This is a genomic window from Pseudomonas sp. GW823-FHT02E01, from assembly GCF_058797535.1.
The window spans coordinates 486,201-510,469 of sequence record NZ_JBXAJS010000004.1 but is presented as its reverse complement, the minus strand read 5'-3'; the positions used below and the strand labels follow the sequence as shown (position 1 = coordinate 510,469).

The 24,269-nt window shown below is 60.6% G+C and carries 21 protein-coding genes; 9 read left to right on the top strand and 12 right to left on the bottom strand.

What is annotated here, in order from left to right; translation table 11 throughout:
• Positions 1-141 precede the first annotated feature (141 nt).
• Complete coding sequence (locus AC1RDQ_RS12525) at positions 142-1,134, bottom strand: D-cysteine desulfhydrase (RefSeq protein ID WP_492587428.1); 993 nt, start codon at positions 1,132-1,134, stop codon at positions 142-144.
• A gap of 190 nt (positions 1,135-1,324) precedes the next feature.
• Between AC1RDQ_RS12525 and epsC the strand changes: the two genes are divergently transcribed.
• Both epsC and betT read left to right on the top strand, forming a co-directional pair.
• Positions 1,325-2,251 carry a serine O-acetyltransferase EpsC gene (epsC, locus tag AC1RDQ_RS12520; protein ID WP_090452493.1) on the top strand — a complete coding sequence of 309 codons (927 nt, stop codon included), beginning with the start codon at positions 1,325-1,327 and terminating at the stop codon, positions 2,249-2,251.
• A gap of 375 nt (positions 2,252-2,626) precedes the next feature.
• Positions 2,627-4,582, top strand: coding sequence for a choline transporter BetT (gene betT, locus AC1RDQ_RS12515; RefSeq protein ID WP_191626061.1), 1,956 nt, complete (start codon positions 2,627-2,629; stop codon positions 4,580-4,582).
• A 9-nt stretch (positions 4,583-4,591) separates the two neighbouring features.
• On the opposite strand, the gene AC1RDQ_RS12510 is transcribed toward betT, so the two are convergent.
• Both AC1RDQ_RS12510 and AC1RDQ_RS12505 read right to left on the bottom strand, forming a co-directional pair.
• On the bottom strand, positions 4,592-4,852 hold the full coding sequence (locus AC1RDQ_RS12510) for a hypothetical protein (RefSeq protein ID WP_102670676.1): 261 nt from the start codon (positions 4,850-4,852) through the stop codon (positions 4,592-4,594).
• A gap of 166 nt (positions 4,853-5,018) precedes the next feature.
• Positions 5,019-5,759, bottom strand: a complete 741-nt coding sequence (locus tag AC1RDQ_RS12505; RefSeq protein ID WP_492587426.1) for an SDR family oxidoreductase — start codon at positions 5,757-5,759, stop codon at positions 5,019-5,021.
• A gap of 120 nt (positions 5,760-5,879) precedes the next feature.
• Here AC1RDQ_RS12505 and AC1RDQ_RS12500 point away from each other — a divergent pair, with 120 nt between their 5' ends.
• Entirely contained in the window at positions 5,880-6,770 is an 891-nt protein-coding gene (locus AC1RDQ_RS12500) for a LysR family transcriptional regulator (protein ID WP_150812045.1), read from the top strand.
• A 134-nt stretch (positions 6,771-6,904) separates the two neighbouring features.
• On the top strand, positions 6,905-7,942 hold the full coding sequence (gene mgrA / locus AC1RDQ_RS12495; RefSeq protein WP_057712473.1) for an L-glyceraldehyde 3-phosphate reductase: 1,038 nt from the start codon (positions 6,905-6,907) through the stop codon (positions 7,940-7,942).
• Between the two features lie 146 nt (positions 7,943-8,088).
• Here mgrA and tauD read toward each other — a convergent pair whose 3' ends face one another.
• The 7 genes from tauD to AC1RDQ_RS12460 all read right to left on the bottom strand — a co-directional run bounded on the left by tauD (position 8,089) and on the right by AC1RDQ_RS12460 (position 16,504).
• Positions 8,089-8,931, bottom strand: a complete 843-nt coding sequence (tauD, locus tag AC1RDQ_RS12490; RefSeq protein WP_492587424.1) for a taurine dioxygenase — start codon at positions 8,929-8,931, stop codon at positions 8,089-8,091.
• A 145-nt stretch (positions 8,932-9,076) separates the two neighbouring features.
• Entirely contained in the window at positions 9,077-9,910 is an 834-nt protein-coding gene (gene tauC, locus AC1RDQ_RS12485; RefSeq protein WP_492587422.1) for a taurine ABC transporter permease TauC, read from the bottom strand.
• Entirely contained in the window at positions 9,907-10,701 is a 795-nt protein-coding gene (tauB, locus tag AC1RDQ_RS12480; protein ID WP_492587420.1) for a taurine ABC transporter ATP-binding subunit, read from the bottom strand. The genes tauC and tauB overlap by 4 nt, the downstream gene beginning before the upstream one ends.
• A gap of 15 nt (positions 10,702-10,716) precedes the next feature.
• The gene (gene tauA / locus AC1RDQ_RS12475) at positions 10,717-11,694 is read right to left on the bottom strand and encodes a taurine ABC transporter substrate-binding protein (protein WP_492587418.1); all 978 of its coding nucleotides are present in this window, start codon (positions 11,692-11,694) and stop codon (positions 10,717-10,719) included.
• A 211-nt stretch (positions 11,695-11,905) separates the two neighbouring features.
• Positions 11,906-13,489 carry a glutamate--cysteine ligase gene (gshA, locus tag AC1RDQ_RS12470; RefSeq protein ID WP_492587416.1) on the bottom strand — a complete coding sequence of 528 codons (1,584 nt, stop codon included), beginning with the start codon at positions 13,487-13,489 and terminating at the stop codon, positions 11,906-11,908.
• 307 nt (positions 13,490-13,796) lie between these two features.
• On the bottom strand, positions 13,797-14,180 hold the full coding sequence (locus AC1RDQ_RS12465) for a PaaI family thioesterase (protein WP_007972875.1): 384 nt from the start codon (positions 14,178-14,180) through the stop codon (positions 13,797-13,799).
• On the bottom strand, positions 14,180-16,504 hold the full coding sequence (locus AC1RDQ_RS12460; RefSeq protein WP_349734779.1) for a Tex family protein: 2,325 nt from the start codon (positions 16,502-16,504) through the stop codon (positions 14,180-14,182). Before AC1RDQ_RS12460 ends, AC1RDQ_RS12465 begins: the two co-directional genes overlap by 1 nt.
• Before the next feature lie 361 nt (positions 16,505-16,865).
• Here AC1RDQ_RS12460 and ompR point away from each other — a divergent pair, with 361 nt between their 5' ends.
• Both ompR and AC1RDQ_RS12450 read left to right on the top strand, forming a co-directional pair.
• Positions 16,866-17,606 (top strand): osmolarity response regulator transcription factor OmpR, encoded by a 741-nt coding sequence (gene ompR, locus AC1RDQ_RS12455; protein WP_007983158.1) that lies wholly within the window; start codon positions 16,866-16,868, stop codon positions 17,604-17,606.
• 115 nt (positions 17,607-17,721) lie between these two features.
• Entirely contained in the window at positions 17,722-19,035 is a 1,314-nt protein-coding gene (locus tag AC1RDQ_RS12450; RefSeq protein WP_057712466.1) for an ATP-binding protein, read from the top strand.
• A 131-nt stretch (positions 19,036-19,166) separates the two neighbouring features.
• On the opposite strand, the gene rimK is transcribed toward AC1RDQ_RS12450, so the two are convergent.
• Both rimK and rimB read right to left on the bottom strand, forming a co-directional pair.
• Entirely contained in the window at positions 19,167-20,072 is a 906-nt protein-coding gene (gene rimK / locus AC1RDQ_RS12445) for a 30S ribosomal protein S6--L-glutamate ligase (RefSeq protein WP_007972871.1), read from the bottom strand.
• Positions 20,069-20,548 carry a retropepsin-like aspartic endopeptidase RimB gene (gene rimB, locus AC1RDQ_RS12440; protein WP_008003225.1) on the bottom strand — a complete coding sequence of 160 codons (480 nt, stop codon included), beginning with the start codon at positions 20,546-20,548 and terminating at the stop codon, positions 20,069-20,071. Before rimB ends, rimK begins: the two co-directional genes overlap by 4 nt.
• Before the next feature lie 216 nt (positions 20,549-20,764).
• On the opposite strand from rimB, the gene AC1RDQ_RS12435 reads away from it, so the two are divergent.
• From AC1RDQ_RS12435 to AC1RDQ_RS12425, 3 genes are all read left to right on the top strand, one after another.
• Positions 20,765-21,172 carry an RNA-binding S4 domain-containing protein gene (locus AC1RDQ_RS12435; RefSeq protein WP_090452521.1) on the top strand — a complete coding sequence of 136 codons (408 nt, stop codon included), beginning with the start codon at positions 20,765-20,767 and terminating at the stop codon, positions 21,170-21,172.
• Between the two features lie 444 nt (positions 21,173-21,616).
• Entirely contained in the window at positions 21,617-22,519 is a 903-nt protein-coding gene (hslO, locus tag AC1RDQ_RS12430) for an Hsp33 family molecular chaperone HslO (protein ID WP_492587414.1), read from the top strand.
• A gap of 180 nt (positions 22,520-22,699) precedes the next feature.
• Positions 22,700-24,241: a phosphoenolpyruvate carboxykinase gene (locus AC1RDQ_RS12425; protein WP_057712463.1), complete on the top strand. Its 1,542-nt coding sequence runs from the start codon at positions 22,700-22,702 to the stop codon at positions 24,239-24,241.
• Positions 24,242-24,269: the final 28 nt, after the last annotated feature.

The window sequence follows — 24,269 nt, the reverse complement described above, 5'->3', positions numbered from 1 at the left end:
AATTAATCTTCTGGTTATTCCACTTTGGAATAGCTTGCGTTTTTACTGTAGGAGCGAGCTTGCTCGCGATGGACGACAGGGCACCGCGGGGTGTCAGGTTGCCAGCGTTATCGTTGACGACCATCGCGAGCAAGCTCGCTCCTACAGGAAATCCTTGTAGGCAAACAGCGCCGGTGCCCCGCCGGTGTGCAGGAAGATAATCGGCCCCTCGTTGAAACGCTGACGGCCGATCCCGTCCAGCAAGCCCGCCATGGCCTTGCCAGTGTAGACCGGGTCCAGCAGCAAGCCTTCCTGACTCGCCAGCAGTTTCACCGCTGCCAGTGTGCCGGCATTCGGCTCGCCATAACGCGGGGCGAAATACTCATCCCACAACTCGACCTTGAAAGCCTCCGGCAGGCTGACGCCCAGCAACACGGCGGTGCGTTCGGCCAGACCTTGAACCTTTGGTCGCTGATCTTCATCGCTGCGCGAAACCGTCACGCCAATCACTGGCAGATCCGGCAGCGCTTCACTCAAGGCCAGTGCCAGGCCACTGTGGGTACCGGCGCTGCCCGAGGCCAGGACCACGGCGGCGAAGGTCAGGCCGGTATCCTTGATCTGCTCGGCCAGTTCCAGCCCGGCGCGCACGTAACCCAGGGCGCCCAAGGCATTGGAACCACCGATCGGCACCAGGTACGGCTTCTTGCCGTTGCTGCACAGTCGGTTGGCCAGGGCTTGCAGTTGCTCGTCGGCGTTGTCGAGGTTTTCTACCAATTCGACCTTGGCATCGAACAGGTCGAGCAGCAGGCGGTTGCCGTTGCCGGTGTAATTGCTATCGTCAGTGCCCAGAGGATTTTCCAGAAGGGCTACGCAGCCCAGCCCCAACTTTGCGGCAATGGCGGCTGTCTGGCGCACGTGGTTCGATTGCAGCGCGCCCGCCGTGATCAAGGTGTCGGCACCCTGGGCCAAGGCATCGGCGGCCAGGTATTCGAGTTTGCGCAGCTTGTTGCCGCCCATCGCCAACGGCGTCAGGTCATCGCGCTTGACGTACAGGTCGCGGCCCAGCCAGGTCGACAGGCGTTCGAGTTTTTCCAGGGCGGTGGGCTGACCGAGCAGGTCGAGGCGGTTAAAGCGGGCGAGCTGTTGTTTGATCATGAGTCCGTACTGGCGGTTGAAGATCTCAGGACTATAGGCACGCCCAAAAGCCGGGGCAACCGTCAATCGCTTATAGCCAATCGAACTGAGCACAGCACTATTGGTTCTTAATTTGCCTCGCGACCCTTGCCGTAAAGTAATCGCCGTCAGTGCGGCCAGACAGTCCGGCCGCCCGTGAGGAGTTTTTACCGTGAGTGAGCGTTCCAGCCATTGGCAATTGCAGACCATCGTCAGCCAGCTGCGCACGGCACGTGAACAGTGGCGTGCACAAAACGGCCGGGCCAGCGGCGAGCAGGGCGGTCGCGAATTGCCGTCCCGCGCAGCCATGGCGGAGATTCTCGAAGCGCTGTGCGGTGCGTTGTTCCCGATGCGCCTGGGGCCGGTTGACCTGCGCGAAGAGAGCGAAGATTTCTACGTCGGCCACACCCTCGATGTGGCGCTGAATGCGCTGTTGGCCCAAGCGCGGCTCGAATTGCGCTACGCCGCTCGCCACAGTGCCCAGGCAGAGACTGAAGTCGAAGCCAAAACCATCCAGATCATTCAGGACTTCGCCCTCGCTTTGCCAGGGTTGCGCAGCCTGTTGGACACTGACGTATTGGCTGCCTATCACGGTGACCCGGCGGCCCGCAGTGTCGATGAAGTGCTGTTGTGCTACCCGGGGATTCTGGCGGTGATTCACCATCGTCTGGCCCACCATTTGTATCGCGCCGGGTTGCCACTGCTGGCGCGGATCAGCGCGGAAATCGCTCACTCGGCCACCGGCATCGACATTCACCCTGGAGCGCAGATCGGCCGCAGTTTCTTCATCGACCACGGGACGGGTGTGGTGATTGGCGAAACCGCGATCATCGGCGAGCGCGTGCGGATCTATCAGGCGGTAACTTTGGGCGCCAAGCGCTTCCCGGCGGACGAAGACGGTCAGTTGCAGAAAGGCCAGCCACGACACCCGATAGTCGAGGATGACGTGGTGATTTATGCCGGGGCGACGATTCTCGGGCGGATCACCATCGGCCAGGGTTCGACCATCGGCGGCAACGTCTGGCTGACCCGCAGCGTGCCGGCGGGCAGCAACCTGACCCAGGCAAATCTGCAGCATGATGATGGGGCGCAGAAGTAGGCCTCTAAATCTCCACTGATTTCTCAGGCCTCATCGCGAGCAAGCTCGCTCCCACAGGGGGACGCGGTCAACTGTGGGAGCGAGCGTGCTCGCGATTGGATTTCAAGCCGAATCGAGCCAGTGGCCCTGATCTGATCCTGCGCCGAACCCTTCCTTGAGCTAGCGTAATACCAGTACCGCCGAGCCCTGCGATTAGTCCTTAGCCCCCTATCCATGTTTAACTTGAACGTTCATTCAAGTTAAACCGGCGGTTCGCTGCCCGCTCACAACAGGAGGCTTGCCTTTGCTGAGTCCGATTTCTACAGCCACGTTTTACCCCTTCGAGGTGCACCGAACATGAGTGCATCGTCCATCCCTCCAAGCGGCCTGATCCGCATGAATCCGCCGGTGTTCTGGTTCTCGGCAAGCTTCATTCTGTTGTTTGGTGTCGTTGTCATCGCCATGCCCGAGCAGGCCGGTGCCTGGTTGCTGGCGGCGCAAAACTGGGCGGCCAATACGGTCGGCTGGTATTACCTGCTGGCGATGACCCTGTATCTGGTCTTCGTGGTGGTCACCGCCTTGTCCGGCTACGGCAAGATCAAGCTCGGTGCCGACCACGACGAACCCGAATTCAGTTATTTGTCCTGGGCGGGCATGCTGTTCGCCGCCGGGATCAGCATCACCCTGTTTTTCTTCTGTGTGTCCGAGCCGCTGACCCACATGCTGCAACCGCCCCAGGGTGAGGCCGGTACGGCAGATGCTGCGCGCCAGGCGATGCAGATTCTGTTTCTGCACTGGGGCCTGCATGGCTGGGGCGTGTTCGCCTTTGTCGGCATGGCGCTGGCCTACTTTGCCTACCGGCATAACCTGCCACTGGCCCTGCGCTCGGCGCTGTATCCGCTGATCGGCAAGCGCATCAATGGCCCCATCGGCTACGCGGTGGATGGCTTCGGCATCATCGCCACGGTGTTCGGCCTCGGTGCCGATATGGGCTTCGGTGTGTTGCACCTCAACTCGGGCCTGGACTACCTGTTCGGCATCGCCCACACCCAATGGGTTCAGGTCGGCCTGATCACCTTGATGATGGGTGCTGCGATCATCGTTGCCGTATCCGGCGTCGACAAGGGTGTGCGGGTCATGTCCGACATCAACATGCTGCTGGCCTGTGCGCTGCTGCTGTTCGTGTTGTTCGCCGGCCCCACGCAGCACCTGCTCAACACCCTGATCCAGAACCTTGGCGATTACCTCGGCGCCTTGCCGATGAAGAGTTTCGACCTCTACGCCTACGACAAACCCAGCGACTGGCTGGGCGGCTGGACAGTGTTCTACTGGGCCTGGTGGATAGCATGGTCACCGTTCGTGGGCCTGTTCATCGCTCGGATTTCCCGTGGTCGCACCATCCGCGAGTTCGTCTTCGGCGTGCTGCTGATTCCGCTCGGCTTCACCCTGGCGTGGATGTCGATCTTCGGCAACAGCGCCATCGATCAAGTGCTCAACCACGGCATGAGCGCTCTCGGCATGTCGGCCATCGACAATCCGTCGATGACGCTCTACCTGTTGCTGGAAACCTACCCGTGGAGCAAAACCGTCATTGCGGTCACGGTGTTCATCAGCTTCGTGTTCTTCGTCACCTCCGCCGACTCCGGCACCGTGGTGCTGTCGACGCTGTCCGCCAAGGGCGGCAATCCTGATGAAGACGGGCCGAAATGGCTGCGGGTTTTCTGGGGCGCGATGACCGCATTGGTGACCAGCGCGCTGCTGTTTTCCGGCAGTATCGATGCGTTGAAGTCGGCGGTGGTCCTGACCTCGTTGCCGTTCTCGCTGATCTTGCTGTTGATGATGTGGGGGCTGCACAAGGCGTTTTATCTGGAATCGCAGAAGCAGATTGCGCAGATGCATTCCTTGGCACCGGTGTCCGGTTCACGGCGGGGCGGTTGGCGCCAGCGCCTGAGTCAGGCGGTGCATTTCCCGTCGCGGGATGAGGTCTACCGTTTCCTCGATACGACGGTGCGTCCGGCGATTGAAGAAGTGTCTGCCGTGTTCACCGAAAAGGGTTTGCACGTAGCGACACACCCGGACCCGGCCAATGACAGCGTCAGCCTGGAAATCGGCCATGGCGACCAGCATCCGTTCGTTTATCAGGTGCAGATGCGCGGCTATTTCACGCCATCGTTTGCCCGTGGCGGCATGGGTTCCAAGCAACTCAACAATCGCCGTTACTACCGGGCCGAAGTGCATTTGAGCGAGGGCAGTCAGGATTACGATCTGGTGGGTTACTCCAAGGAACAGATCATCAACGACATCCTCGACCAGTACGAACGGCACATGCAGTTCCTGCATCTGGTGCGTTGATCAAGGCCTTCACGTTTCGGTGGTCAACACCATGAACAACACCAGCGCCGCCACCGGGACACCGAACACGGCGCTACCGACCACCAGTTCGCTGCTCAATGGCTGGCCGGCATGCACTATGCCGACTGCGCCATTGATTAGCGTTAGCGCCAGCCACAGCAGGATAAAACTGTAGGCCAGGGTCTGGCGGGTGAAGCCGACTTTCTCGCCGATGTAGAGCATCAGCGCCAGGAGAATCAGGCCGAAGGTGATGATGATGGTGGTGTGCATGAACTGTCCCGCCCTTCAGATGTGCATTGCTTTGGAGGCAGCCATCGCGAGCAAGCTCGCTCCCACATTGATCTTGGTTGCTCACAAAATTTGTGCTCAAAGGAGATCCCCTGTGGGAGCGAGCTTGCTCGCGATTGGGGGCGCTGCGGTCTCAGTGTGAACTCAGTTAAACCAACCCGCCATTCACCCGCAAAATCTGCCCATTGACCCAACCCGAATCCGGCCCCGCCAGAAACGACACGACACGGGAAATGTCCTCCGGCTGCCCCAGACGCTCCAGCGGCGCCATTTTGGCGAAGGTCTGAATCTGTTCTTCGCTCTTGCCATGCAGGAACAAGTCGGTGGCCACGGGCCCGGGAGCCACCGCGTTGACGGTGATGTTGCGCCCGCGCATTTCCTTGGCGAATACCTGGGTCAGGGATTCCACTGCCGCTTTGCTGGCGATGTACACCGCGTAGCCCGGCAGGTTCATGCCGACGGTGCTGCTGGAGAAGTTGATGATCCGGCCACCGCTGTTCAGGCGGGTCGCCGCTTCACGCAGGGTATTGAAGGTACCGCGAGCGTGGATGTTGAAGTTCTGCTCGAACAGTTCGTCGCTGTGTTGCGCCAGCGGCAGCACTTTGAGGATGCCGGCGTTGTTCACCAACACATCGACCTTGCCGAACCGGGTTTCAACCTCGTCGAACATCCGGCGTACGTCGTCGGCGTTGGCTACATCGGCCTTGATCGCCAGGGCCTGGTAACCGGCCTGACGCAGCTCCACCACCCGTTTCGACGCTTCGGTGGCGCTGCTGGCGTAGTTGATGGCAACGGCAAAACCTTCGCTGGCCAGTTGTTTGGCGATGACCGCGCCAATGCCGCGGGAGGCGCCGGTCACGATGGCAACTTTCGGAGTTTGATGAGCCATGTTGGTGTTCCTGTTGATGGGGTGTGAAGCCAATTTCACATGTTTACTCAGGGCGATAAATGCACGAGAGTTGCCTTGACTGTTCAATAATCACCAACAATCGAGTGCCTGGAGTGAGCTGTGGACCAAGTCAAAGCGATGAAGGTTTTTGTGCGGATCTACGAGCGCAGCAGCTTCACGCAGGCTGCCGATGACCTGAACCTGCCACGCGCGACGCTGACCCACACCTTGAATCAGTTCGAGGCCTGGCTGGGTACGCGTTTGTTGGAGCGCAGCACGCGTAAAGTGCGTCCGACGCTGGATGGCGAGGCGTACTACCTGCGTTGCGTGCAACTGCTGGCAGAGCTGGAAGAAGCGGAATTGGCGTTTCGCGGTGTGGCTCCGAAGGGGCGGTTGCGGGTGGACTTGCACGGGACATTGGCCAAGCACTTCGTGATCCCGGCTTTGCCGCAATTCATGGCGCGTTATCCCGACATCGAGCTGTCCATCAGCGAGGCTGACCGCTTTGTCGACTTGATCGCCGAAGGCGTCGACTGCGTGCTGCGCGCCGGCACTTTGAGCGACTCCGCGCTGATCGGAAAACGTGTCGCCAACCTACGCCAGATCACCTGCGCCAGCCCTGCCTATCTGCGTAAAAACGGCGAGCCAAAAAGCCTCGACGACCTGAAGAACCACCGCGCGGTGAACTACGTCTCACGCACCACCGCCAAGTTGTTCCCGTTCGAATTCATGGTGGATGGCGAACTCAGGGAAGTGACCATCGATGGCGCCGTTTCGGTGTTCGGCGCCGAAATCTACGCAGCCTCGGCCATCGCCGGACTGGGCTTGATCCAGTGCCCGCATTACCGGATGGAAACGCAGATCGCCCAGGGGCTGGTGAAGGAAATCCTCACCGAGACACCGCCGCCGCCAATGCCGGTGTCAGTGCTTTATCCACACAATCGACACATGTCGCCACGGGTTCGGGTATTTGTGGATTGGTTGGGAGAGGTGTTTGCGCAGGCCCGGTAGCTGGTAAGTGGGGAAGCATGTGAAACGTTTCAGCCATTAGTCGAATCCGGGGTTTTCTGGCGTTTGTCCGGGCGTATGCTGGGCGACTGGCAAAGCAGTCGATACCAGATTCAAGACAGACAAGAGAGGATTCGATGACTTACACCGCTGCCGAAAACCGCTACGACTCCATCCCTTACCGCCGCGTGGGCCGCAGCGGCCTGGTGCTGCCGGCGCTGTCGTTGGGCCTGTGGCACAACTTCGGCGACAGCACGCCGATCGATACCCAGCGCGCGTTGTTGCGCACGGCATTCGATCTGGGCATCAACCATTTCGACCTGGCCAACAACTACGGCCCGCCGTATGGCAGCGCCGAGATCAACTTCGGCCGTTTACTGCGCGAAGACTTCAAGCAGTACCGCGACGAGCTGATCATTTCCAGCAAGGCCGGTTGGGACATGTGGCCCGGCCCTTACGGTCAGGGCGGCGGTTCGCGCAAGTACGTGCTGGCCAGCCTCGACCAGAGCCTGCAACGCCTGGGCGTGGACTACGTCGACATCTTTTATTCCCACCGCTTCGATCCGGACACCCCGCTGGAAGAAACCGCCAGCGCACTGGCCACTGCGGTGCAGCAGGGCAAGGCGCTGTACATCGGCATTTCGTCCTATTCCGGGGTGAAAACCCGCGAAATGGCGGCGTTGCTCAAAGAGTGGAAAGTGCCGCTGCTGATTCACCAGCCGGCCTACAACCTGCTCAATCGCTGGGTGGAAAAAGACCTGCTCGATACCACCGACGAACTCGGCACTGGCGTGATTGCCTTCACGCCGCTGGCGCAGGGATTGCTGACCGACAAATACCTCAACGGCGTGCCGACGGATGCACGGGTCAATCGTCCGGGGGGTGGTTCGTTGCAGGCGTCGCACTTGTCCGAGGCCAACATCGCCCAGGTGCGGGCACTCAACGAAATCGCCAGGCGTCGTGGCCAGAGCCTGGCGCAACTGGCGCTGGCCTGGACCCTGCGCGATCCTCGGATCACTTCGGCATTGATTGGCGCGAGCCGGCCGGAGCAAATCATCGAGAACGTCGGGGCGTTGAAGAACCTGAGCTTTAGTGCAGAGGAACTGGCGGAGATTGACCGGTTTGCCCAGGAGGGCGGGATCAATCTTTGGGAGAAGCCTTCGACGGCGGAGTAACTTGTCGGCGTCAGTTCCGTCCCCATCGCGAGCAAGCTCGCTCCCACAGTGTCCGTGTCGTACACAAAGCCTGTGAACACCGCCGAACCTGTGGGAGCGAGCTTGCTCGCGATGGGGCCATCAAGGTCAGTACAAAAACTGGCTGTTCAACGAAAGAAAGGCACATCCCCCAACACCGTCGCCCGCTGCATCACCCGCCGCGCCGGCCGGTAGTCATCCACCGCGTAATGCTGGGTCACGCGGTTATCCCAGAATGCGATGTCGTCTTTCTGCCAGCGCCAGCGAATGGTGAATTCCGGCCGCGTTGAATGGGCGAACAGGAACTTCAGAATCGCCTCGCTTTCGGTTTCCGACAGCTCGTTGATCTTCGAAGTGAAACCTTCGTTGACGAACAGCGAGCGGCGCCCGCTTACCGGGTGCGTGCGGATCACCGGGTGCGACAGCGGCGGATTCTTGCGCCGTGCTTCTTCCCATTGGGCCAGTGCCTGGGGCGTGTTGCCATAGCGCTCCAGCGGGAACGAACGGGTGAAGTCATGGGTGGCGGTCAGACCTTCGAGAAAGGTTTTCAGCGGCGTCGACAGGGCTTCATAGGCGGCAATCCCGCTTGCCCATAACGTGTCGCCACCAAACTCCGGCAGCAGCTTGGCACTGAGCACCGCGCCCATGGCCGGGGTCGCCAGGAAGGTCACGTCGGTGTGCCAGATCGCGTTGTCGCGCACGTCGGTGACGGCGGTGTCGAGGATCAGCACTTCCGGTTGTTCCGGCACATTGGGGTAGATCGGGTGAATGTGCAGGTCGCCGAAATTCGCGGCGAATCGCGCCTGTTGCTGTGGCGTGATCGGCTGGTCGCGGAAGAACAGCACCTGATGCTTGAGCAGGGCCTGTTCGATGGCATCGCGCTGTTCCAGGTTCAGCGGCTGGCTGATGTCGATGCCGCTGATCTGTGCGCCGAGGGCGGAGCTTAGGGGGACGATGGTCAAGTCACTCATGGTGATTCTCTTGAAATTCGGGGGTGTTGATTACTGTGGGAGCGAGCTTGCTCGCGATAGCGATATGTCAGTCACAACAGTGGTGTCTGACACTCTGCAATCGCGAGCAAGCTCGCTCCCACAGGGTTTCTTACAGGGTAATCATTCAGTGAACCTGACCATGCCACGGCACCAGTTTGCGTTGCAGGGCACGCAGGCCAAGTTCCATTGCGAAGGCGATCAGTGCGATCACCAGAATCCCCAGTACCACCACATCGGTGACCAAAAACTGTGCGGCCGATTGCACCATGAAGCCCAGTCCGCTGGTGGCGGCGATCAGTTCGGCGGCGACCAGCGTCGACCAACCCACGCCGAGGCCAATGCGCACACCGGTCAGGATGTCCGGCAAGGCACTCGGCAAAATGACGTGGCGAATCAACTGCACGCGCGTTGCGCCGAGCGACTGCGCGGCACGCAGTTTGGCCGGGTCGACCGTGCGCACACCGGTGGCGGTGGCAATGGCAATCGGGGCGAAGATTGCCAGGTAGATCAGCAGCACTTTCGACAATTCACCGATGCCGCACCAGATCACGATCAGTGGCAGATAAGCCAACGGAGGAATCGGCCGGTAGAACTCGATCAGCGGGTCGAGCACACCACGGGCGATACGGTTGGCGCCGATGGCGATTCCCACCGGCACGGCGGTGAGAATCGCAAAGCCGAGGCCCAGGCCGATGCGGCTCAGACTCGCGCCCAGGTGCTGCCACAGGGTTGAGTCCATGTAACCTGAGGTCGCCAGTAGCCAGCCTTTTTGCAGCACGGCGGAAGGTGGTGGCAGGAACAGCGGCTCGATCACGCCGGTCGCCGTCACGGCCCACCAAATAGCAACGAGAACGACCAGCGTCAGCACACTGATCCAGCGAGTGCTCAAACGGCGACTTGCCGGAATGACGGCTGAGCCTGGCGTTATCGCCGCGACGGGAATTTCGTAACTGCTCATGCGCGCTCCTGCCGCTGGGCGGCGCTACGTTGGGAGAACACTTTGGCGAGTACGTGTTCGCGGGTTTCGATAAAACGCGGGTCGGACTTGATCGAGCGGGCCGACTCACCGGCGGCATAACGCTGACCGAAATCGAGGCTCAGGCGTTCGACGATTTGCCCCGGGTTGGGCGCCAACAGAATCAGGTCGGTGGCGAGGAACACGGCTTCTTCGATGTCGTGGGTGATCAGGAACACCGGCTTGGCGGTGCGTTGCCAGACTTGCAGCAACAGTTCCTGCATCTGCTCGCGGGTAAAGGCGTCGAGGGCGCCGAAAGGTTCGTCCATCAGCAACACGCGCGGGTCGGCGGCGAGGGCGCGAGCCAGGCCGACACGCTGCTTCTGGCCGCCCGAAAGCTGCCAGATGCGGCGCTGTTCAAAACCGGACAGATCGACCAGGGCGAGCATTTCCCTGGCGCGAGCTTCGCGTTTTTCCCGGGCGATACCGGCCAGCTCCAGGCCGAACCCGACGTTGGCCAGCACGTCTTGCCATGGCAGCAGCGCGTCGTCCTGGAACACTACGCCGCGCTCGGCACTCGGGCCTTTGACGGGCGCGCCGTCGAGGGTGATGCGCCCGGCGCTGGGTTCGACGAAACCGGCAATCAGGTTCAACAGCGAAGTCTTGCCACTGCCGGACGGGCCGAGGGCGAGCAGCAATTGCCGGGGCCCCAGGCTCAGGGAGATATCCGCCAACACCGGTTCCGGGTTGCCGGGGTACTGTGCGCTGATGCGCTCCAGCTGTAGCAAGGCCATCGCGTTGACTCCCGATCAGTTGGTGATGAACTTGGCGCTGACGTACGGCGCGTAGTCCGGCAGCACGGCCTCGACCTTGCCTTGTTCCTTGAGGAACGCCGCAGTGTCGGTGATGGCTTTGGTGGTCGGCGCACCGAGGGTGAGCACCTGGTCAGCCGCCAGCGGGTAGACGTTGCCTTGCAGCAGCAATGGAATGTCACTGGCCTTGGCACCAGACAGTTTTACCAGCTTGTCGACGTTGCCCTGATTGGCGAGCCAGGCTTGCGGGTCTTTGCGGTAATCGGCGTAGGCGTCCAGGGTCACTTTGGCGAACGCGGTGACGATCTCCGGGTGCTTCTCGGCGAAATCCTTGCGCACGATCCAGGCATCGAAAGTCGGTGCGCCGAACTTGGCCAGCTCGCCGGAGGTGATCAGCACTTTGCCGTTTTCCTTGGCGACACCGAGGGCCGGATCCCAAACGTACGTGGCGTCGATGTCACCGCGTTTCCAGGCGGCAACGATCGCGGGTGGTGCGAGGTTGAGAATGGTGACTTTCGACGGGTCGATGTTCCAGTGCTTCAGCGCGGCGAGCAGGCTGTAGTGGCCGGTGGATACAAACGGCACGGCGATTTTCTTGCCGATCAGGTCTTGCGGGGTCTTGATCCCGGAACCGTCGCGGGCGACCAAGGCTTCGGCGGCGCCGATCTGGGTGGCGATGAGGAAGGTTTCTACCGGGACTTTGCGAGTGATGGCGGCGGTCAGGGGGCTGGAACCGAGGTAGCCGATCTGCACGTCTCCAGAGGCGATGGCGGCGATGATATCGGCACCGTTGTCGAATTTGCGCCAGCTGATATCGGCCTTGGTGGCCTTTTCGTAGGCGCCGTCAGCCTGGGCGACTTTCGCCGGGTCAACGGTGGTCTGGTAGGCGACGGTGAAGTCGGCCGCCTGGGCAAAAAAACTCGCGGTAGCCAAGGACGCGGCCGCCAGCAAGCGTAGAGGGAAAGTCAGTTTCATCAGAAAGCTCCTTGTCAGGCGACCGAGTGTCGGCGTGAGAAAGAGACTAAATGATCTAAGAATTCGAAAATAAATAACTTTTTCGAATTAGCTTATGAGAGGACAACTTGAGGAGCGACCGCTTCGCGGTCATCGCGAGCAAGCTCGCTCCCACAGTGGACCATTGAACCCTGTGGGAGCGAGCTTGCTCGCGATAAGGTCCGCAGGACCTTCAGTTGCTGATCGCCAGAATGCTCGCCTGATACGCCCCGACAAACACATCGAAATCACCGACTTCGTTCTGCTCCAGCTCAGCCTGCTGAGCCAGCGACGAACGCGCCCGCTCTTCAAACTGCGCCTGTTCCTCAGCCGGCAACGGTTCGCTGCGGAAGAACTCGGCATGGGCCTGGCTCTGGCGCAGGGAGAACTGGGCAAAGCTTTCCTTGTGTTCGGCCATCGCCGCCAATACCTGGGCCGACGGTGTCAGGGACGGGTCCTGGACCTTGGCCATCTGGGCGTCCAGCGCCTTGCTGTGGGCATCGCCGCCATGGCTCTGGTCGAGCATCGCCGCCAGAGGGGCGATTTTTTCCAGCAGCTCGCCGGCCCATTCCTTCAGGTCGACCGGCTGGCCATCCCGTTGCAGTTGCAGGCCCGGACGACGACCTTCCTTGACCACGCTGAGGAAGTTCGAAGTCGCGTTGCCACAACTGGTGCTGGTGAGCAGCGGGCTATCGTTGAGCGCGCAGTACAGCAGGAACGCATCGAGGAAGCGTGACTCGGTAAGGTCGATGCCCATCGGCAGGAACGGGTTGATGTCCAGGCAGCGTACTTCGACGTACTGGATGCCACGGGCCATCAGTGCCTGGATAGGGCGCTCGCCGGTGTAGGTCACGCGTTTGGGGCGGATGTTGGAGTAGTACTCGTTTTCGATCTGCAGGATGTTGGTGTTGAGCTGCACCCACTCGCCATCCTGGTGGGTGCCGACTTCGACGTACGGCGCATACGGCGTGGCCACTGCTTTGCGCAGGCTGTCGGTGTAGCTGTTCAGATCGTTGTAGCACGGTGTCAGGCCAGCCTGGGCGTTGCTCTGGTAACCCAGGTCGCTCATGCGCAGGCTGGTGGCGTACGGCAGGTACAAGGTGTGCGGGTCCAGTTGTTCCAACTGGTGCGAACGACCGCGCAAGAAGCCGGCGTCCAGTGCTGGTGAAGCACCGAACAGGTACATCAGCAGCCAGCTGTAGCGGCGGAAGTTGCGGATCAGCGCGATATAGGACGATGACTGGAAGTCGCGGTCGGTGCCGACAAAGCCTTCGGCCTGCTTGAGCAACGGCCAGAGTTTTTCCGGCAGGGAAAAGTTGTAGTGGATGCCGGCAATGCATTGCATGGTCTTGCCGTAACGCAGGGCCAGACCCTTGCGGTAGACGTACTTGAGCTGCCCGATATTGGACGTGCCGTAATAGGCGATCGGGATATCTTCCTCGGCCGGCAACGGGCACGGCATCGATGGGCTCCACAGATACTCGTTGCCGAGCTTGCTGTAGGCAAAGCGGTGAATGCTGTCCAGGCTCGCCAGCGTATCGGCAGGATCGGGCAGGGCCGGGGTGATGAACTCCAGCAGCGACTCCGAATAGTCGGTGGTGATCTGTTCATTGGTCAGCGCGGAACCCAATTCTTCCGGGTGCGGCGTTTGCGCCAGGCGACCTTCATCGGTCACGCGCAGGCATTCACGTTCGATGCCGTGAAGGCACTGTTCGAGCAGAGAGAGGTTAGCGCGCTCGCCGAGCAGGGCCAGGCGGCGGTTGAGAAGTTCGCTCAAGTTGGATTCCTTCACGCGTCAGTCGCCCCAATATGGGGGTGGGCAAGACGGTCTACAAGGGTGAAGTTAAAACTGGCGTTTTCGCCTGGTTTTGGATCTCGCCGTAATCGATGTGGGAGTGGACCTGTGGCGAGGGGGCTTGCCCCCGTTGGGCTGCGAAGCAGCCCCAAAACCTCTGATGTTCCAAGATATTGTGAGTGCTACGCACTCAAACGGGGGCAAGCCCCCTCGCCACAAGCCCGCTCCCACAGGAAATTCCGACACTGTGGTCACAGCGCTGAAATTAACTCAATTTGATGACGACTAGCTACAGGACAGCGAACGTGCCTTGTGCTTTTGCGACCAGTTTGTCGCCCTGCATCACATCAGCCTCGACCACCAACGTGCGGCGGCCCGGATGAATCACCCGTGCCGTGCACATCACCTCGCCGTCAGAGACGGCGCGAATGTAGTTGATCTTGCACTCGATGGTCGCGCTCTGCTGGTCAAAGCCGTGGGTGCTGGAACAGGCCAGCCCCATGGCAATGTCCACCAGGCTGAACAAGGCCCCGCCGTGCAGCTTGCCGCCGCGATTGCGCAGCTCCGGTTCCAGCGCCAGGGCGACTTGCGCCACCCCGGTTTCCAGGCTGTGCAAGCGGCAGCCCAGCAGCTTGAAAAACGCGCTTTCGGTCAGCCCGGCGGGAATGTCCATCAGCGTTTCTTCAGCTGCTTGGCATTGGCGAACAGCGAAGCCATGGCATTGTTGCTCGGGGCCGCTGCCGTGGTTTCCTTGCGCGGTGCGGTGTTCTGGGATTGGCGTGGCGCCGAACCCGGACGTGCGCCGCGGGCACCGTCGATTTTCTCGCCCGGAGTGTCGCTCATGCGCATCGACAGGCCCACGCGTTTGCGCGGGATGTCGACTTCCATGACCTTCACTTTCACCACGTCACCGGCCTTCACCGCTTCTCGTGGATCCTTGATGAACTTCTCCGAAAGCGCAGAGATGTGCACCAAACCGTCCTGATGCACGCCGATATCGACGAAGGCACCGAAGTTGGTCACGTTGGTGACGACGCCTTCTAGGATCATGCCCAGTTGCAGGTCCTTGAGGTCTTCGACGCCTTCCTGGAACTCGGCGGTCTTGAACTCGGGGCGCGGGTCGCGGCCGGGCTTTTCCAGTTCCTGGAGGATGTCGGTCACGGTCGGCAAACCGAAGGTTTCATCGGTGTACTTCTTCGGATCGAGACGCTTGAGGAACGTGGCATCGCCAATCAGCGAGCGGATGTCACGGTCGGTTTCGGCGGCGATGCGCTGAACCAGCGGATAGGCTTCCGGGTGAACCGCCGAGGAGTCCAACGGGTTTTCGCCGTTCATGACGCGCAGGAATCCGGCGGCCTGTTCGAAGGTTTTTTCACCCAGACGCGCGACTTTCTTCAAGGCAGCGCGAGTCTTGAATGCGCCGTGCTCATCGCGGTGGCTGACGATGTTCTGCGCCAGGGTCGCGTTGAGGCCGGAGATCCGCGCCAGCAGTGCCACGGAAGCCGTATTCACGTCGACGCCGACGGCGTTCACGCAGTCCTCGACCACCGCATCCAGGCCACGGGCCAGTTTCAGCTGCGACACGTCGTGCTGGTACTGGCCGACACCGATGGATTTCGGATCGATCTTCACCAGCTCGGCCAACGGGTCTTGCAGGCGACGGGCAATCGACACGGCGCCACGGATCGACACGTCCAGGTCCGGGAACTCCTTGGAAGCCAGTTCCGAGGCGGAGTAAACCGATGCGCCGGCCTCGGAAACCATGACCTTGGTCATTTTCATGGCCGGGTATTTTTTGATCAGTTCAGCGGCCAGCTTGTCGGTTTCGCGGCTGGCGGTACCGTTGCCGATGGCGATCAGGTCCACCGAGTGCTTGGCGCACAGGGCGGCGAGCACGGCGAGGGTCTGGTCCCACTTGTTGTGCGGCACGTGCGGGTAAACCGTGGCGTGATCCAGCAGCTTGCCGGTGGAGTCGACCACGGCCACCTTGCAACCGGTGCGCAGGCCCGGGTCGAGACCCAAAGTGGCGCGCGGGCCGGCCGGGGCCGACAGCAGCAGGTCGTGCAGGTTGTGGGCGAATACGTTGATCGCTTCGGTTTCCGCACCATCGCGCAGCTCACCCAACAGGTCAGTCTCCAGGTGGGTGTAGAGCTTGACCTTCCAGGTCCAGCGCACCACTTCACCCAGCCATTTGTCGGCGGCGCGGTTCTGGTTCTGGATGCCGAATTGCTGGCCGATCATGCCCTCGCACGGGTGCATGCTGCCCGGCAGTTCGTCGCCGACTTTCAGCGCGGAGCTGAGGATGCCTTCGTTACGGCCACGGAAAATAGCCAGCGCGCGGTGCGACGGCATGCTTTTGAGCGGTTCGTCGTGTTCGAAGTAATCGCGGAACTTGGCGCCTTCCTCTTCCTTGCCGGCAATCACGCGGGCACTGAGGGTGGCTTCCTGCTTGAGGTAGCTGCGCAGCTTGTCCAGCAGGCCGGCGTCTTCGGCGAAGCGTTCCATCAGGATGTACTTGGCGCCTTCGAGGGCAGCCTTCACATCGGCCACGCCCTTTTCCGCGTCGATGAAGCGTGCGGCTTCGGTTTCCGGGCTCAGGGACGGGTCGTTGAACAGGCCGTCGGCCAGCTCGCCCAGGCCTGCTTCCAGGGCGATCTGGCCCTTGGTGCGGCGCTTCTGCTTGTACGGCAGGTACAAGTCTTCGAGACGGGTCTTGGTGTCGGCGAGCTTGATGTCGCGTTCAAGTTGCGGGGTCAGCTTGCCCTGCTCCTGGATGCTGGCGAGGATGCTGATACGCCGTTCGTCGAGTTCTCGCAGGTAGCGCAGGCGCTCTTCCAGATGACGCAATTGCGTATCGTCGAGGCTGCCGGTCACTTCTTTCCGGTAACGGGCGATGAAGGGAACGGTAGAGCCTTCATCGAGTAGCGCGACGGCCGCTTCGACCTGTTGTGGGCGTACACCGAGTTCCTCGGCGATGCGGCTGTTGATGCTGTCCATAAAACCACCTGACAAATTGTGAAAGCAGGCTCGCAGGCGCAGAGATAGGGCCTGGGCGAGTCTGGTTGAGCGGCCTGGCCTGCGCCGCTACCTGGATCAAAAGGTATCCCGTTGACCCGTGAAATCGAACAATTACTGCCGGCGCCATGAAAAAAAATGGTGTCCGTCTGTAGTACCTGTCTGATGTTGCCTGACACAAAAGGCCGCGCATTATAACCAGCGTTCCGGCATTCGGGGACATCGCGGGTTGCAGGTGAAATGGCCGGTTTTCTGGCACTAAAGGAAAAATCTGCTAACAATGCACACGGTGCGTATAACGGCAGCTACGCCATAATGCGCGCCGAGATCAAAGGAGCATCCAATGAGCAGCACTGCACAAACTGCTGAAGGCGAAAAAATTCTTATTGTTGACGACGATCCTGGGCTCAGCAGCCTGCTGGAGCGTTTTTTCGTCAGCAAGGGCTACCGCGCCCGCGCCGTACCGAACACTGAGCAAATGGATCGCCTGCTGGCGCGCGAAGTGTTCAACCTGGTCGTACTCGACCTGATGCTGCCCGGTGAAGACGGCTTGACCGCCTGCCGCCGTCTGCGCGGCGCGAACAACCAGATTCCGATCATCATGCTGACCGCCAAGGGCGACGAGCTGAGCCGCATCAAGGGCCTGGAGCTGGGTGCCGACGATTACCTGGCCAAGCCGTTCAACCCCGATGAGCTGATGGCACGCGTCAAAGCGGTCCTGCGTCGCCAGTCGGCTCCGGTGCCGGGCGCGCCAGGCAGCGAAGACGAAAGCGTGACCTTCGGTGACTATGAATTGTCCCTGGCTACCCGCGAGCTCAAGCGCGGCGAAGAAGTGCACATGCTCACCACCGGTGAGTTCGCTGTACTCAAGGCCCTGGTGATGAACGCGCGTCAACCGCTGACCCGCGACAAATTGATGAACCTGGCCCGTGGCCGCGAGTGGGATGCCCTGGAGCGTTCCATCGATGTGCAGATTTCCCGTCTGCGCCGGATGATCGAGCCCGATCCGTCCAAACCGCGATACATCCAGACTGTCTGGGGCGTGGGTTACGTGTTTGTACCGGATGGTACCGCCACCAAGTGATTGGCGATTTGTAGGAGCGGGTCACGCGGACAACGGATCAATCGATCCTGTCCGCAGACTCGCGATCCGCAATATGCGAGCATCGCTCGCTCCTGCAAGTGTTTAACGGTTATCCATGAAAACCCCCGTTTGGTTTCCCCAGAGCTTCTTCTCCCGCACCCTTTGGCTGGTGCTCATCGTCGTACTCTTCTCCAAGGCGCTGACCCTGGTTTATCTGCTGATGAACGAAGACGTGCTGGTGGACCGCCAGTACAGCCACGGTGTCGCCCTGACGCTGCGCGCCTATTGGGCTGCCGATGAAGAAAACCGCGGCAAGATCGCCGAGGCCGCGACCTTGATCCGGGTGGTGGGTGCCGGCGTGCCGGAAGGCGAACAGCACTGGCCTTACAGCGAGATCTACCAGCGGCAGATGCAGGCGGAGCTGGGTGCCGACACTGAGGTCCGGCTGCGCATGCATTCGCCACCGGCGCTGTGGGTCCGGGCGCCAAGCCTGGGTGATGGCTGGCTGAAAGTACCGCTTTATCCTCATCCGTTGCGCGGCCAGAAAATCTGGAACGTGCTGGGCTGGTTCCTCGCTATTGGCCTGCTGTCCACCGCTTCGGCCTGGATCTTCGTCAGCCAGCTCAACCAACCTTTAAAGCGTCTGGTGTATGCCGCGCGGCAACTTGGCCAGGGCCGCAGTGTGCGCCTGCCAATCAGCGATACGCCGAGCGAGATGACCGAGGTGTACCGCGCCTTCAACCAGATGGCTGAAGACGTCGAACAGGCCGGTCGCGAGCGTGAACTGATGCTGGCCGGGGTTTCCCATGATTTGCGCACGCCGTTGACGCGATTGCGTCTGTCCCTGGAGCTGATGGGCGATCACACGGACCTGACCGACGACATGGTGCGTGACATCGAAGACATGGATGCGATTCTCGATCAGTTCCTGGCGTTCATTCGTGACGGGCGCGACGAGTCGGTGGAAGAGGTTGACCTGAGCGACCTGGTCCGTGAAGTTGCCGCGCCGTATAACCAGAGCGAAGAAAAAGTGCGGCTGCGCCTGGAGCCTATCCAGCCGTTTCCGCTACGTCGGGTATCGATGAAGCGACTGCTGAACAACCTGATCGGCAACGCGCTGCATCATGCCGGCAGCGGTGTGGAGGTGGCGGCGTATGTGTCCGGGGATACCAGCGCACCGTATGTAGTGCTGAGTGTCATGGACCGTGGTGCCGGGATCGATCCTTCGGAGCTGGAGGCGATTTTCAACCCGTTCACCCGCGGTGACCGTGCCCGGGGTGGCAAGGGCACTGGGTTGGGATTGGCGATCGTGAAGCGGATTGCTTCGATGCATGGCGGCAACGTTGAACTGCGTAACCGCTCGGGCGGTGGGCTGGAAGCTCGGGTGCGGTTGCCGTTGGGGCTGCTGCTGCCGCGGGATGCCGTTTAAGGCCTGATTTTTTCAGTGGGGCTGACGGCCCCTTCTCGGGCAAGCCCGCTCCCACAGTGATTTTGGCTAAAACCCTGTGGGAGCGAGCTTGCTCGCGATGGCGGCATCCCTGCCGCCACAAGGCTTGAGGTTTAACCCTTCCCTTTGGTCCGCGTCATATTCGGCCCGCCATTCTTCTCCAGATGCTCAATGATGATCCCCGCCACATTCTTCCCGGTGGTGGTCTCAATTCCCTCCAGGCCCGGCGACGAGTTAACTTCCATCACCAACGGCCCGTGATTGGAGCGCAGGATATCGACGCCTGCCACCGCCAGCCCCATGACCTTCGCCGCACGTAACGCCGTCATGCGTTCTTCCGGGGTGATCTTGATCAGGCTCGCGCTGCCACCGCGATGCAGGTTGGAGCGAAATTCGCCGGGTTTGGCCTGGCGCTTCATCGCTGCAATCACCTTGTCGCCGACGACGAAGCAGCGAATGTCCGCACCACCGGCTTCCTTGATGTACTCCTGAACCATGATGTTCTGCTTGAGGCCCATGAACGCCTCGATCACCGATTCCGCGGCCGTGGCGGTTTCGCACAGCACCACGCCGATGCCTTGGGTACCTTCCAGCACCTTGATCACCAACGGCGCACCGTTGACCATTTCGATCAGGTCGGGAATGTCATCGGGGGAGTGGGCAAACCCGGTCACCGGCAAGCCGATCCCGCGACGGGACAACAATTGCAGTGAACGCAGCTTGTCCCGCGAACGGGCAATGGCCACCGATTCGTTGAGCGGAAATACCCCCATCATTTCGAACTGGCGCAGCACTGCGCAGCCATAAAAGGTCACGGATGCACCGATCCGTGGAATCACCGCATCGAAACCCTCCAGCGGTTTGCCGCGGTAGTGGATCTGTGGCTTGTGGCTGGCGATGTTCATGTAGGCGCGCAAAGTGTCGACCACCACCATTTCATGGCCACGCTCGGTACCGGCTTCGACCAGACGACGGGTGGAATACAGACGCGGATTCCGCGACAGCACAGCGATCTTCATGCAACACCTGTGGAGGAGGTAGATACCGGGAACACCGGCTTGTCTTGTACGTACTTGATGCCCGGATTGACTACCAACTGGCCGTGAATCAGGGCTTTGGAGCCGAGCAGCAGGCGATAACGCATGGACTTGCGGCAGGCGAGCGTGAACTCGACCCGCCAGACCCGATCACCAAGGGCCAGGGTAGTGCTGATCACGTATCGCACCTGCGCGTGACCGTTTGAGCTTTTAATGGTTTTCATCGTCACCAGCGGTGCTTCGCAGCGTCGGTGGCGCAGTTGTACGACGGAACCCAGGTGGGCGGTAAAACGCACCCACTGCTCACCATCGCGCTCGAACAGCTCGATTTCGGTAGCGTGGAGGCTTGAGGTGCTGGCACCGGTGTCGATTTTTGCCCGAAGGCCGGCGACTCCCAAATCCGGGAGCGCCACCCACTCGCGCAGACCGACAACGGTCAAATGGTCAAATGTCTTCAATAGTGCTCAACCGGTAGAAACCGCTCGGGCCGCACGCGGCCGGATTCGCGGTATTCACGCAGAATAATGATTAAAAGGCGACAGATATCTACGGCCCGGATTTCCAGCCTCGCAAGGAGGTTATGGAATGTCAGCATTGTAATCCGAGACGGTGAAATTCTTGGTACGTCAGAAACGGTAGTACAGTTCACCAATATTTCAGAATGAGGAAATTCCATGGCACAAAAAAACGAAGAGGACGACAAAGTCCGCCTCGATAAATGGTTGTGGGCTGCACGATTCTACAAAACTCGCGCCCTGGCCAAGGCGGCGATTGAAAGCGGCAAGGTGCATTGCCGGGGTGAACGCTGCAAGCCGGGTAAAGAGCCACGAATCGGCGATGAGTTCGTGATTCGCACCGGTTTCGAGGAACGCACTGTGGTAGTCCTGGCACTGTCGATCGTTCGTCGCGGCGCACCGGAGGCGCAAACCTTGTATGCCGAAACCCTGGCCAGCATCGCCAAGCGCGAAGAGGCCGCAGCGCAAAGAAAGGCCGGAGCCCTGGGCGTGAGCACCGACGGTAAGCCAAGCAAGAAACAGCGGCGGGATTTGTTCAAGTTTCGTGGCAGCAGTAACGACGACTAATACAGATATTGCTCGGGCGAGTGCCAGGCCGCTATCGCGGACAAGCCCGTTCCCACAAGGGTTTGTGTCATTTCTGTGGGAGCGTGGATTGCCCACGATCGAGTGCGCGACACTCGCCAGGTCTCACCGCGCCTTCAGGCTCAGACTTGCAATTGACCCGGTGCGCATCCATATCTGTGCCTGGCCAGCAGTGCATCGCATGGACGATATCGCCGCTCGTCGAAAATCACACACAGTCTCTGATCTGTAGGCCATAACCACATTGCCAGCAGTGCAGGGCGGGAAACGACCCGGAACCCATCAGCGCTTGTTCCACCTGCTTGGATCAGGCCCGGATTGTTCATAAAATGCCTTTCATGGCTGAACGTTGCGCACCCGAGTGGTCGCGCAAGGTAAATTTCTTGTTTCCTGTAACCATTTTCACTACTTCAGATACCCAGACCTATGACCGATCACGCGGATAACGACTTCACACAACGCTTCATCTTCGATGACAGCGACACCCGTGGCGAGCTGGTCTCGTTGGAGCTCAGCTACGCCGAAGTCCTGGCCAAACACGCCTACCCGCAGCCGGTCGCGCAACTGCTCGGCGAGCTGATGGCGGCCGCATCGTTGCTGGTCGGCACGATGAAGTTCGATGGCTTGCTGATTCTGCAAGCCCGCTCCGAAGGCCCGATCCCGCTGCTGATGATCGAGTGCTCCAGCGAGCGCGACATCCGTGGCCTGGCCCGTTACGAGGCGGATCGCATCGCTCCCGATGCCACCCTGGCCGACCTGATGCCTGAAGGCGTCCTGGCATTGACCATCGACCCGAAACAGGGCCAGCGCTACCAGGGCATCGTCGACCTCGACGGCGCCACCCTGTCCGAATGCTTCACCAACTATTTCGTCATGTCCCAGCAAGTCGGCACGCGTTTCTGGCTGTACGCCGATGGTCGTCGTGCCCGTGGCCTGTTGCTGCAACAACTGCCGGCCGATCGTTTGAAAGACGAAGACGAACGCGCTGCCAGCTGGCAGCACATCACCACCCTGGGCGGTACGCTGACCGCCGATGAGCTGTTGAGCCTGGACAACGAAACCGTGCTGCATCGCCTGTACCACGACGAGCAGGTGCGTCTGTTCGATGTGCAGAAGCTGCGCTTCCGTTGCAGTTGCTCGCGCGAACGTTCGGCCAATGCGCTGGTCAGTCTGGGTATGGAAGACGCGCAGCAATTGGTGGAGGAACACGGTGGCAACATCGAAATCGATTGCCAGTTCTGCAACCAGCGCTACCTGTTTGACGCGGCCGATGTCACTCAATTGTTCGCAGGCGCGGGTATCGAGACGCCGTCAGATACCCGTCACTAAAACGGTTCAGCGCAGGTAAATTCACTGCCTTGCGCCGGATTAACGCCGTTACGACAGGAGGGGCCTACTCTTTTTGGGCTTTTCTGGCATAATCCGGCCCACTTTTTTCGCGGTAGTAGTGCACGACTTTCTACTACAAAAACGTTTGGAGCACTCGGCCACTGGCCGACGGGGAACCTCATGACGCAAGCCAACAATGCCGTGTACACCGATCTGAGTGTTGATGATCTGGTTAAAGAAGCCCTCAATCGCGGTGAAGGCGAGCTTGCCGATACCGGCGCGCTGGTTGTTCGTACCGGTCACCGTACCGGCCGTTCGCCAGTCGACCGTTTCATCGTTGAAGAGCCAAGCACCCAGGCTGCCATTGCCTGGGGCCCGATCAACCGCAAGTTCCCGGCCGACAAGTTCGACGCCCTGTGGGCTCGCGTTGAGGCATTCAACAACGCGCAAGAGCATTTCGTTTCCCACGTGCATGTCGGTGCGGCTTCCGAGCACTACCTGGCCGTGAAGATGACCACCCAGACTGCCTGGCAGAACCTGTTCGGCCGTTGCCTGTTCATCAACCCGGCTCAGTACAACCCGGCGGGTCGTGACGAGTGGCAGGTCCTGAACGTTGCCAACTTCGAGTGCGTGCCAGAGCGTGACGGCACCAACTCCGACGGCTGCGTGATCATCAACTTCGCACAGAAGAAAGTGCTGATCGCCGGCATGCGTTACGCCGGTGAAATGAAGAAAGCCATGTTCTCGGTGCAGAACTTCCTGCTGCCGGCTGCCGACGTACTGCCAATGCACTGCGCCGCCAACATCGGCGAAGAAGGCGACGTGACCCTGTTCTTCGGTCTGTCCGGCACTGGTAAAACCACCCTGTCGGCCGACGAAAGCCGTTACCTGATCGGTGACGACGAGCACGGCTGGGGCGAAGGCGTTGTGTTCAACATCGAAGGCGGTTGCTATGCCAAGTGCATCGACCTGTCCGAGAAGAACGAGCCGGTTATCTGGAAAGCCATCAAGCACGGCGCAGTATTGGAAAACGTCGTTATCGACGACGCCAAGCACGCCGACTATGCCGATGTCAGCCTGACCCAGAACAGCCGCGCCGCCTACCCGCTGGAGCACGTTGCCAAGCGCTCCGAGAAGAACCTCGGTGGCGAGCCGAACGCTGTGATCTTCCTGACCTGCGACCTGACCGGCGTACTGCCGCCAGTGTCGATCCTCAACGAAGAACAAGCGGCTTACCACTTCCTGTCCGGTTACACCGCGCTGGTCGGTTCGACCGAAATGGGTTCGGGCAGCGGCATCAAGTCGACCTTCTCCACCTGCTTCGGCGCGCCGTTCTTCCCGCGTCCAGCCGGCGAATACGCTGAGTTGCTGATCAAGCGCATCCGCGGCTTCGGCTCCAAGGTCTACCTGGTCAACACCGGCTGGACCGGCGGTGGCTACGGCGTCGGCAAACGCTTCAACATCCCGACCACTCGTGCCGTGATCGCAGCGATCCAGAGCGGCGCGCTGATCGGTACCGAGACCGAGCACCTGGACACCATCAACCTCGACGTGCCAGTGGCCGTACCGGGCGTTGAGACTGGCCTGCTGAACCCACGCAACACCTGGGCCGACGTAGCCGCCTACGACGAAGCCGCCAAAGCATTGGCCGGCCTGTTCATCGAGAACTTCAAGAAGTTCGAAGTGAGCGACGCGATCAAGGCTGCTGGTCCAAAGCTCTAAGCGTTGGATTGAGCTAACGAAAAAGCCG